Here is a 642-nt window from a genome sequence, read left to right on the forward strand (position 1 = left end):
TTTTTAAGTGCATGTGCTTTTAAAGAAAAAAAAGCAAGTGAAATAAAAACTCTTGCAAGTAATTATGGTGGAATTTATATCTTTGATAAAAAAATAAGAGAAGAGATATTGGAATTAGAGAAAAAAGAGAAGAATTTCGTAGTAAGTATTTGGGTAGTGAAATTAAAGTAGGAAATGAAACTCATTTTGTGAATTTTTCTTATTTGAAGAAAAAATTCCCCCAAATCCTTTCTAATGGTTGTAAATATTATCGTAATGATTATAATTATAAAATAGGAGAATCAAACTTCAACTTCAAAGATAAACCCGAATTTGCATACTATGAAGATCAATTTAAAGCATATATGGGTGAAGAAAACTATAAAAAATTAAGACCTTATTTAGGTATGACAACTTATTATGTGTGTGAGGGTAAAAAATATCCTGTTGTTTTTTCTACCATGATAGATTATAAAGTAAAAAACTATGGTTTATTTGGAGATGAAGGAAGAGGATTTAGCTTTTCAAGCATAAGTCGTAAAAGTGCAGGCGGAGGATCTTTTCATTATTTTACCAATGGTAAATTTATAAAAAGTGATGAAAAATATACAGGACAAAGTTACTGATGAATCCTAAAGAACTTATCTCTCAAATCAAAGACTA

Annotated in this window: 1 protein-coding gene; it reads left to right on the top strand. The window is 27.4% G+C overall.

All coding sequences use genetic code 11. From position 1 onward, the window contains the following. The first annotated feature begins 149 nt into the window (after positions 1-149). Positions 150-605, top strand: a complete 456-nt coding sequence (locus KAR67_RS09415; RefSeq protein ID WP_002786814.1) for a hypothetical protein — start codon at positions 150-152, stop codon at positions 603-605. Positions 606-642: the final 37 nt, after the last annotated feature.

The sequence above is a fragment of the Campylobacter sp. JH32 genome, assembly GCF_017846535.1.
Taxonomy (GTDB): Bacteria; Campylobacterota; Campylobacteria; order Campylobacterales; family Campylobacteraceae; genus Campylobacter_D; species Campylobacter_D coli.